11 protein-coding genes and 1 rRNA gene (1 of these 12 cut by a window edge) are annotated in these 10,757 nt (G+C 31.8%); all 12 read right to left on the reverse strand.

Annotated elements, in window-relative coordinates:
- Nucleotides 1–148 (reverse strand): 16S ribosomal RNA (locus DWZ69_RS11730) (it extends 1,453 nt beyond the left edge of the window).
- A 654-nt stretch (nt 149–802) separates the two neighbouring features.
- The gene (locus DWZ69_RS11735; RefSeq protein WP_117999424.1) at nt 803–1,633 is read right to left on the reverse strand and encodes a carbohydrate ABC transporter permease; all 831 of its coding nucleotides are present in this window, start codon (nt 1,631–1,633) and stop codon (nt 803–805) included.
- Between the two features lie 9 nt (nt 1,634–1,642).
- Nucleotides 1,643–2,527, reverse strand: a complete 885-nt coding sequence (locus DWZ69_RS11740; protein WP_117999423.1) for a sugar ABC transporter permease — start codon at nt 2,525–2,527, stop codon at nt 1,643–1,645.
- A 20-nt stretch (nt 2,528–2,547) separates the two neighbouring features.
- Complete coding sequence (locus tag DWZ69_RS11745) at nt 2,548–3,864, reverse strand: extracellular solute-binding protein (protein ID WP_243002586.1); 1,317 nt, start codon at nt 3,862–3,864, stop codon at nt 2,548–2,550.
- A gap of 116 nt (nt 3,865–3,980) precedes the next feature.
- Nucleotides 3,981–5,534: a response regulator gene (locus DWZ69_RS11750; protein WP_117999422.1), complete on the reverse strand. Its 1,554-nt coding sequence runs from the start codon at nt 5,532–5,534 to the stop codon at nt 3,981–3,983.
- The gene (locus tag DWZ69_RS11755) at nt 5,528–7,291 is read right to left on the reverse strand and encodes a histidine kinase (RefSeq protein WP_117999421.1); all 1,764 of its coding nucleotides are present in this window, start codon (nt 7,289–7,291) and stop codon (nt 5,528–5,530) included. The genes DWZ69_RS11750 and DWZ69_RS11755 overlap by 7 nt, the downstream gene beginning before the upstream one ends.
- Before the next feature lie 113 nt (nt 7,292–7,404).
- Nucleotides 7,405–7,638: a hypothetical protein gene (locus DWZ69_RS11760; RefSeq protein ID WP_117999420.1), complete on the reverse strand. Its 234-nt coding sequence runs from the start codon at nt 7,636–7,638 to the stop codon at nt 7,405–7,407.
- A 395-nt stretch (nt 7,639–8,033) separates the two neighbouring features.
- Entirely contained in the window at nt 8,034–9,275 is a 1,242-nt protein-coding gene (locus DWZ69_RS11765; RefSeq protein WP_118437169.1) for a tyrosine-type recombinase/integrase, read from the reverse strand.
- Nucleotides 9,276–9,316: 41 nt separating this feature from the next.
- A complete protein-coding gene (locus DWZ69_RS12200; protein WP_198006725.1) occupies nt 9,317–9,487 on the reverse strand; it encodes a CopG family transcriptional regulator in 171 nt (56 codons plus the stop codon).
- A 77-nt stretch (nt 9,488–9,564) separates the two neighbouring features.
- Entirely contained in the window at nt 9,565–9,783 is a 219-nt protein-coding gene (locus DWZ69_RS11770; protein WP_243081057.1) for a DUF6462 family protein, read from the reverse strand.
- Nucleotides 9,780–10,106, reverse strand: coding sequence for a helix-turn-helix transcriptional regulator (locus tag DWZ69_RS11775; RefSeq protein WP_118437171.1), 327 nt, complete (start codon nt 10,104–10,106; stop codon nt 9,780–9,782). Before DWZ69_RS11775 ends, DWZ69_RS11770 begins: the two co-directional genes overlap by 4 nt.
- Nucleotides 10,107–10,539: 433 nt before the next feature.
- The coding region (locus DWZ69_RS12205) for a helix-turn-helix transcriptional regulator (RefSeq protein ID WP_199640880.1) at nt 10,540–10,757 on the reverse strand (218 nt) is incomplete at its 5' end.

Genomic DNA, 10,757 nt, shown 5'->3' on the forward strand with positions numbered 1-10,757 from the left:
GTTACTCACCCGTCCGCCACTCAGTCACCTCAAATGAATCAATTCCCAGCAAGCTGGGTCTATCTTCGGGAGAGGTGCTTCGTTCGACTTGCATGTATTAAGCACGCCGCCAGCGTTCATCCTGAGCCAGGATCAAACTCTCGTTAAAAGTGTTTGTTCTGTCAGAATGACGTTAGCCATTCATCCATTACTGTTTGTTTTGGAAATCGTTAATGATTACTCATTTAACAATGTTCGCTCTGAAAATTTATTTTGAATTTTCAGGGATGGTTGCTGTTCAATTATCAATGTTCTTGTTTGCTGTTTTTCAACAGCCATATTAATTTAACACACTTATTTACGTTTGTCAACAACTTTTTTTAACTTTTTTCAAAAAAGTTTTTTTTCTGTCAACTAACAGATTTAAGTTGTTTGGCACCCACTCTTTGCGAGTGCAAGAGATATACTACCATCTTTGGATACACCTGTCAACAACTTTTTTCTTTTTTTTCTTTTTTCGATTATTTTACCAAATAATCTTATTCAACCGCCAATACATTATGGCAAAAAGTAGTCTTTGTTTTTCCTAATATGAGCACAGAAATACTGTAACAACTTTAAATTTCTGTATTTGATTTGTAATTTTCTAATATATTTAACTACTATAGTATAAAGTAATATTAATCATGTAGAAATTTAGCATTAAATAATAAGCTAATCTCTATTGTTGAATTTTCTGTCTTTTACACCTGAAGGAAATAGTGCACATTATTTTCAACTTTTTGAGATTAGCTTCTATTTCATTTGTAATTATAATTCAATTTTAACCTTTTACAGCTCCCACAACCAAACTTTCCTGAACCTGTTTGCTTAGGAAGAAGTATATAATTATCGTAGGTAAAGTTGCTATAACCATACCTGCCCCAATTAGTCCCCATTCTGTTGAATACTGACCTGCTAAAGACATTATTCCAACAGGAAGTGTTCTATACATATCGCTATCCACAAATGTATTAGCTAACATTAATTCGTTCCATGTTCCTAAAAATGTAAATATTGAAGCTGTAGCTATTGCTGGTTTTACCATAGGTAAAATAATTTGTACAAAGCATTTAAAAATTCCACATCCGTCAATGTACGCTGCCTCTTCCATTTCTCTTGGTATACCTCTATAAAAGCCTACTAAAATCATAATACTCATAGGTAACGCACCTGCTATATACGGAATCATTAGTCCTAAATAACCACCTTTTAAGCCTAATTTATCCAAAATCTGAAATAGTGGAAGTAACGCTGCCTGCGCTGGTATCATAATTCCTATCATAAATAATCCGTAGACAATATTTCTCATTTTCCATATCATTCTAGAAACTGCGTATGCTGCCATAGCTGCTATTACGCCAGCTACAACTACTGTAACTACTGTATATAAAACAGAGTTCAGAAAATATCGTATTAAGTTGGAAGAACTTAGAGCTGTTACATAATTGTCCCATCTCCATATCTTTGGTAATCCTATAACATTCTCTCCAAATATTTCCGTGTTGCTTTTTAAAGAAAATGTTATTAACCAATATAAGGGGAAAATTTGAGTTATTGCAATTAACAATAATATTGTAAATTTTGGTATTGATTTTAATTTCTTCTTGTTCATTTCCCCCTCCTACACTGCTGACACATTTTTCTCTGCTTTTTTGAATATCCTATTTACAATAAATGTAAATATTAAACATTCTACTACTATGAAAAAGGCTTGAGCACTTCCATAACCATATAAGCCTTTTCTAAATAAGTTGTTATACATTAATGTGGCAGGAACTTCACTGACGTGATTTGGTCCACCACCAGTCATAACATAAACTAAATCGAATGCTCTTAGAGAACCTGTTATTGCAAATATTACGCAGGTTTTTATTACAGGTACCAACAACGGTAAAGTTATTTTTCTATAAATTTGCAACGTTGATGCCCCATCAATTTGGGCAGCCTCATAGTAATCAGTTGATATTGATTTAATACCGGCATAGAAAATAATCAAATGGTAACCAATGTATTGCCATATAGAGGGTATCAATACTGTCAGAAATGCATTTTTAGTTAACCACGAATGTTCATAATCTGGTATAAAATATCTGACTACGGTGTTAATTACACCGTAGTCACTATTAAACATTTTCAACCACAACTGACCAATAACCATACTTGATATTACAACTGGAATAAAATATATGGTTCTAAAAAAATTGTCTCCTTTTACACCTTTTGATAATACCAAAGCCAATGTTAAAGATATTGGTAGCTGAATACATAATGATGCTGCAACAAGTATTAATGAATTCTTAACTGCGAGAGGAAAATATCTATCCTCAGTAAATAATTGTATATAATTTTTTATGCCGATAAATGTTTTGCTCCCAATCCCGTTGTACTCAAAGAAACTGTATATACCTGATGTTATTAACGGAATCAATGTAAATCCTATAAATAAAACTAACGCCGGTAATATAAATATTAATATGTACTTTTTATTTCCAAGCATTTTGTTCATAATACTTCCCGCCTCACTTACTATTTACCATTAATTGCTGCCTTATGTTCTTCTATAAACGCTTTTACATCTGCTCCATCTGCAAATAAAGTCTGTACCTGTTCATTATGTACTGCTGCAGGTTCTGCTTCTAAAGATGTATCCCATGCAAGTACGCCCTGCTTTCCTTCTGATAATAAATCTTTAATCTGAATAAATAATGGATTTAACTTGCTTTCGTCTGCTTTTGTTTTCCATCCACTAAATCCTGAACCTGTTTCGTATGATGCAACACCCATTTTTTCATTAATGTAAATGGCAAACTTTGCTGCTTCTTCTTTATATTTTGTGTTATTGTTTACCCAGAATGATTCAACGAATCCACCACAATAATCTGTTGCTTCACCTTTTCCATCTGAAATTGTAGGAATCTTTAATGCTACAACATCTTCTGGTTTTATTGTTGCTGCCTTGTCAGTGTATACATTGTTAGCAAACCAACTTCCCATAATTCTCATTGCTGCTTTTCCATTTTCAAATGCTGCATTTGCATCATCGTTACCCTGTTCTAAAGGATTGTCGCCAAATGCACCCATTTCATATAAATCTTTTACTTTTTCTGCTGCTTTTGTGTAACCTTCGTCACCGAATTCTTTCTTTCCTGATAACATATCGTTTACACCTGTTGCTCCAACTTCTCTTAACGCTAATGCCTGATATACAAAAGCTGCATTCCATCCGTCCTTTGCTCCTGCAGCCATTGGTGTAACGCCTTTTATTTTTTCTAACTTCTTAACAGCATCTACTAATTCATCATATGTGTTAGGAAGCTTTGCGCCAGCCTTTTCAAATAATGCCTTATTGCAGAACAATGTCATGTACCATGAAAACATTGGAACTGAATATAACTTACCATCATATTCAAAGGCTGATGTTGCGCCTTCCATCATATTTGACTTAACTTCATCAGTTATGTAATCATCCAAAGGCATTACTTTTCCCGCATCAACTAGCTTCTTAGCTGTGCCTGCGCCCCACCAATAAAATACATCAATACCCTTTGCATCTCCTGCAAATTCAGCATTAATTTTTGTTTTGTACGCTTCTGTGTCTAAAGTTTCTGTTTTGATTTTTACCTTAGGGTTTTCTTTTTCATACGCTTTTACAGCTTCTTCATATCTGCCCTTAAGTTCGTTAGTGTCGTTTGACCACTGGTGCCAAACATTTAAAGTGATTGTTCCATCATCACTTTTTCCTTCGCTGCTATCCTTGCTGCTACTTCCGCATCCTACCATTGAGAATGCCATTGTTGACGCTAAAGTAAGTGCCAACGCTTTCTTAAAAAATTTCTTTCTCATTGTATCTCCTCCTCAATTTTTATAACCAAAGTATACTTTATTCATAACGCCTATCTCAATTTAATATTTTGACTAAAAAAGGTTAAAAATTTTACTCAAATTTTTAACCTTTTTTATTATGCGCCTCTGTATTCTTTTATTGTTTGACCCGTTTGTTTCTTAAAACATATGCAAAAATAATGTGCATCTTTAAAACCTATTTTTTCAGCCACTTCATATACCTTCAGATTAGTTTCCTTAAGTAACTTCTTACTTGCATCAATTCTCTTCCTTGATACATATTCAACAAAACTCATACCATACGCCTTCTTAAACTCTCTGCTTAAATAACTCTCGTTTGTATATAAATCTGTTGCTGCTTTTTTCAAAGAAAGTTTTGAGTTATATAGATTTCTATTTACATATTCAAGTGCATCCTTAATTACATTTGTATTTCTTTTGACTTTCTTCTGATTGTGGTACTCGCAAATAGTTTCAATGTATTTTTTTGTGCATACGGAAACGTCCTTTAAACTTGTAATTCCTCTTACATCACTAAACACCTTTTCTTCATTTATTAGCTCATATAAGTTTATTCCATATTTATTTAAAGTGGAACCTGCGCGCATAATCATTGTCATAGTCATTAATTTAAGATATTCTTCATCCGGAATTTTAGTATCTTTGATTACTTCTATATAATCGTTTAAATGATTTTCAACATTTTTCATTTTGCAGTTAATTATCGCTTCTAAAAATTCATCCCAGTCAATTTCCTTTTTTATGTTATTTTGATTCATAATTTTCTTGTATTCTGAATATCCAATAACTTTATTTCTGCCTAAAAGAACAGACGCTTCAATAGCTTTGTTGGTTTGATTGTATGACGTTGATATACCACCAAAGCCACTGTTTTTTTCACTAATTCCAATAGTTACACTTATCCCCATAGAATTAATTTTTTTATGCCAGTCATTAACATAAGCCATACATTCTTTCAAATCTGTATTCTCAAAAAGAATTACTATATTGTGCATAAAATGTACAAAGGAAATAGCATTTTCACCACTGTTATTTTGAATAAAATCGAACACCTTTCGATAGTTTTCTTTTTCCTGAGTCTCTTTGATTTTAATATTTGCACACACTACACCATCTAAAAGTTTTATGCAGTTATAAGTGTTCATTTTCTTTAAAGCTTCTTCTTCATCAATTCTTTTTTCTACTAATCTTAAAAGTAGACTTTCCCTTAGTATGTCATAATTCTTTTCGACACTTTCCTTAAGTTTTGCAACCTTTGAAGCTTCTTCTTTGATTTTGGCTAGTTTATTTTTTAAGTTGTTCATTACCTCTGCCAGTTCTTTTATATTAATAGGTTTTAGTAGGAACTCCTCCACTCCAAGTTTTATGGCTTTTCGTGCATATTCGAACTCTCTAAAGCCGGTTACTATTACGACTTTACATTTAGGATACTTTTCCAACAGTCTCTCAGAAAATTTCAAACCATCCATAACCGGCATATTTATATCTGTTACAACAATATCTACATGATGGTACGCCATGTATTCCAATGCTTCTTTTCCAGAAGCCGCCTCTCCTACAATTCGAAAACCATTCTCCTCCCAGCTGTAGCCTTTGTGAATTAAAACCCGCTCTAACTTTTCATCATCCACTAATAGTACATTTAACATATATAATTTTCCCCCTTCATCTTTTTAACTGTTACAATTATTTCTGTTCCATTTCCAATTTCGCTTTGTATAATAATAGGATTTTCTATTTCGTATAAAAGTCTGATTCTCTGTATTAAACTGTGCAAACCAAAGCCTGATTTTCCTGTTATATTCTTCCCATGCAATATTGCCTCGACCCTGTCTTCACTCATTCCAACGCCATCATCTGACACAATGAAAATAATTTCATCATCCTGAGAAAAAGCTTTAATGCTTACAGTACCTTCCTCACCATTCAATCCATGATGGACTGCATTTTCAACTAACGGTTGAAGCAAAAGTTTTAATATTTTTTCCTTCTTCACTGACTCCTCTATCTGATAGTCCACCTTAATTTGATTGTCATATCTCATATTTAAAATAGTGATATAGCTTTTAATACTGTCTATTTCATCTTCCACAGTTATGTAATCAAGGCCACTGTTCAAGCTATTTCTATAAAAATTTCCCAATGCCTGAGTTATTTCAAAGCACTTTTCATTTTCCTCCATTAATGCTAACGCCGACACAGCATCTAATGTGTTATACAAAAAATGAGGATTTATTTGAGCATAAATTATATCCAATTTTCCTTTGGCAATAATTCCTTCCTCTTCTTTTACTTTGTTCATAAGTTTTTTTATTGACAAAATCATATGATTAAAAACCTGACGTAAATTGGTTATTTCGTTTTCGTACTCGTCACTTTCCATTGTAATAAACTTACCATTTTCTATTAATTTCATATGTTCTTCAATTTTTCCAATAGGTTTAAAAATCAAATACGTTAGCAAGGTTGAGCACAAAAATACAAATATAATGTTAAGACACATGATAATAATGATTACTGTGGAATAGTAAGGGGTTAATGAAGATATTTCATCAAGAGAAAATGTTCCTATTATTTTCCAATCCTGTATTCCCATACTGTGACCTACAGCAATACATTTTCCTTTAGAGGTTTTTACTTCTTCAAAGCCTTGTGACATTCTTTTAGTATCTTTTGTATATTTAACAAAATTTTCCTGTTTGTTTTCTGGTTCGACAACGTATTCTCCTTTTGAATCCACAATGTAAAACTGGTTTTTGTCATCAGAAACCTGATTAAAATATCCCTGTAATACATTTGGGTCAAGAGTTATTAACAAAGTTGCCACTGGTTTGTAATTATTTTTATCAACAATTTGTCTTACATAACACAAATAGTTATTATTTTGGTAATAATCAATAGTTCCATCGCTTCCTTTATAGAAAAAGCCATTTCCGTTCGCCTTTTCCATTTTTCGATACCAGTTAGTTTTCCTAATGTTTTTATCTATTTTTCTTGGCGTTTTCCTATAAGAGTTGTAACAATTATCATATTTGTCAAAAATGTACACACCTGAAATATAATCTCCCGATAATATCATATTAAACAAACTTTTTGTTATGTTCTTTTGGTATTCAATTTCAATATTTTTGGAATTAATCTTTTTCAATGAGCCCTGTACTATATCATCAAAATATATATATGTAGAAAGTTGTATTACATTTTCAAAAACAAGGGACAAGTTTCCCTGAACTGCACTAACAGTCTGTTCCCCTGCTTTTCCAACTTCCATTTTGGTGTATTTGTTATTAACCATTGATACGAAAGTAAATGTTAGTGCAAACGATAAGATAAGTATAAGTATGTAAACTAAAATAATTTGAGTTCTTATTTTTAATTTTTTCCAGTATTTTGTTATTTTTTTCACCTTAGCCCCTTTATTTAATGTTAATTATATGTCCTTGTTGCAATTTTCGGGTTTAATGTTAGTTGAATATAGGAAAAAAATAAACTCCTCATTTTTTGTCAATGTATCTTTTTTTATATAATAGAAAGGCTAGGGCAAAGATTTCCTTTCTTTGCAGACTGTGCTATACCGGCTCTTCTGCAGGAATACAAAAACTTACGTTCTGTGCTATATAGCGCCTTTAATAAATCATGGTACTGCTTTCGATTTTCGTCTTCCCACAAAGTATAAGTTATTTCTGCGACCTTATATACAAAATCATAATCTCCCTGTAAACAGATATCTCCTTGGGTTGCTATCTTTTTCATTTTATCAACCTCTTTTACATAATTTCTCAAACGATGACAAAAGTATTTTATCATACCTTGCTGTTAGTATATGCTTATAAAATAATCTTTGAGTTTCCGAAATTAATGGAGTTTCATTTTTATTCTGACTTATTTTTATTTAAAAAAACACTTCCTAAAAATCTCTTTTTAGAAAGTGCTTAATCTTTTTATTTGATAAATTATTTATCCAACTGCTTCATTGTCGGGAATACTAATATGCTATACTTATTATCCCATACTACAAGGTATTATCATTATTTCCCTAATTCAGTCAAACTTATCATAGTGTATTATAATGTATAAAAGAATATTATTATTACGTCCTTTTCACGTCTTTTGTCACTTTTTACGTCCCTAACAATAAGGTTCTCTTTCTAAAAAAGTTTTAAATTGTTTGATAAATTTTCAATTGCTTTTTGTTTTGCTCCTACTGTGGCTTCTGCATATATGTCCATTGTTGTTTCAATATTTGCATGTCCCATAATATCTTGAATTGCTTTTAAATTACTTGTACTTTCACATAATCTTGTTGCAAAAGTATGCCTTAATTGATGACATGTAAAATGTGGTAGAATAATAGGTTCACGTTTTTGTTTCTTTGCATCTATTAATTCCTTCTGGTTATAATTCTCGGATATTCTTTTTAGTCCTTTATTTAAAGTTTGTTGATTATAAATTCTTCCACAACGATTTGTAAATATAAATCCCGACATTCCTTCTATTGAAAACTGACTAAAGCCATTCTCCTGTTGTCTATAATACTCTGCTTTGAATACATCATATACTTCGTCTGTCATTGGAATGTATCTTATACCCGCTTCTGTCTTAGGCAAAGATATTGCATAATGGCTCTTCCTACCATCACCTTTACCATAGCACACGTACACTATACTATGATTTATACTAATTACTTTTTGTTTAAAATCAACATCCTCCCATCTAAGTCCTATAAATTCACCTACCCTACATCCCGTTCCTAATAAAATAGTAAAAATTGGAATCCAATGATTAAATTGTTCCTCTTCAATCATATATTTCATAAAAACTCTCTGTTGTTCTATTGTCAAAGCGTGTCTTATTCCTTTATTTTTACCACTCTCTTTCTTAATATCAGCCAATACTCCACTAGCTGGATTTTTTCTAATAACGTCATCCCTAACTGCCATTGAAAACACCGGATGTATTACCGTATGAATTGTATCCACTGTATTAAGTTCTAAACCTTTTTCAGTAATTAAACTTTTGTAAAAATAAACGATGTCTGAATATTTTATGTCAGCTATAAGTCTTTTTCCTATGGTATTCCTAACATAATTGTCATACATATAATTATAATTTACTTTTGTATTTTCTCGTAAATTATATTTTGTATCCATATACCTTTCAAACAAATAGTTTAATGTTGCCTTCCCAGCTACATACATGTTGAGTCCATCACTTATGTCTCTTTCTATTTGTTTTTCTCTTTCACGTAATTTCAATAAATCTACAGAGTAAATTGTCTTCCTATTTCCAAAGGTATCTTTATATTCATACGAATATCTACCTTCCTTTTCACGAAATGTTTCACCTTTACGAAGAACTCTTCCTCTACTATCTTTACGTTTCTTTTCCATGATTGGTCTCCTTTCAAATAAACAAAAAAGGCCCTTCATTTTCACTCTCTGCTAGAATACAAATATTCTAAACTCAAGTTAATCACTTCTGATATTGTAAGAGAATGCTTAGATGCATATAATTTCAAACGATCGTACTCTGCTTCTGATAATCTTGTAGATACTTTCTTATTCTTTGGATTATCAGATTTTGGTCTTCCCATTTTTGACATTATCTACACCTCCCTGCACTTACCAATATCTTACTTTTTGTACTCCAAAAAGTCAAGTGTCAATGAAAGGTCTTTTTCTAAAATTCATGAAATAATTCTAAATATTCATCTATTTTTTCAGTATTTACTAATACTAACTTGTTGTACTTATATATAGCTTTTGCTTCCTTTGCAAGTTTTTCAAAGGTACTTTGGGACATTGAATATAATTGTGCCCCTTCACCATATCTTACGAATTTTTTTCTATTTTCTGATTTCTTATCATTACTTGTGCACCTTTTGTCATTTATAATCACCTCTGTCCGTTTTTTACACTTTTTACAATTTCCAAGAAACTAGAACATAACTTATTTCTTATATCCATAGACAACATACTCAATTCTGCATACAATTCTTCTGACATTGATGTATGTATTCCAAGAATAGTATTGGGATCTGCATTATATACATCTGCAAACTTACAAAGCATTTCTACTGTAAGGTTTCTATTTCCTCTTTCCAGTTGCATTATATGTGATTCACTTTTATCAACTATGTCACTTACTTCTCCCGGTGACAATTTGTTTTCTATCCTTAACTGTCTTAAATTAACTCCTGTTTCTATTTTGTCATATTTCATCCTGTTACCTTCTTTAAAATGATATTTGTTATAAATGGTAACTTACATCTACATAGTCATCACGTCTGAATGTCTATCGACTGTTTTCACAACAGAGAAACGCCTTATTAAATCTCCTACACGATATTTGTTTCTTTACCTCTGACCGTCGCCAGTATAAATCTGCCTCGCTATAATGCTGCTCTTACCACAAAGCCACACTAATCACGGCGTAGTGCAGATTCACTATTAATATAGTAGAAACCTGTTCTATGTATTTGTAAGCTAAGCCTTGGGTTGGTACCTCAATGACTATGCACTTATTGTAAAATTTTCCGGGGTAACTTAAAATCGAGGATAATACGAAAAGGAGTATGAAAATAGTACGAGATTTTAGTAAAAAAAAATCACACTTATGACTTTTGCCATAAATGTGATTTTATTTTTACTCTTCTTACGCAAACACTTTCATCATATGACTCAATGCTGCATACATGTGTTTCTGTTGTTCAACATTATATTTTCCTAAAGAAATCATTATTTCCGGAATTATAACATTGTTTTCTGATTCATAACCATTAAGTAAGTAGTCCATTGAAGTATTGTATAAGATGCAAACCTTTGCCAATACTTCTGCGCTCATAATGCTTTTCCCTTTTTCGTAGGCATATA

Source organism: Eubacterium sp. AF34-35BH (assembly GCF_003477765.1).
Classification (GTDB): Bacteria; Bacillota; Clostridia; order Lachnospirales; family Lachnospiraceae; genus Eubacterium_G.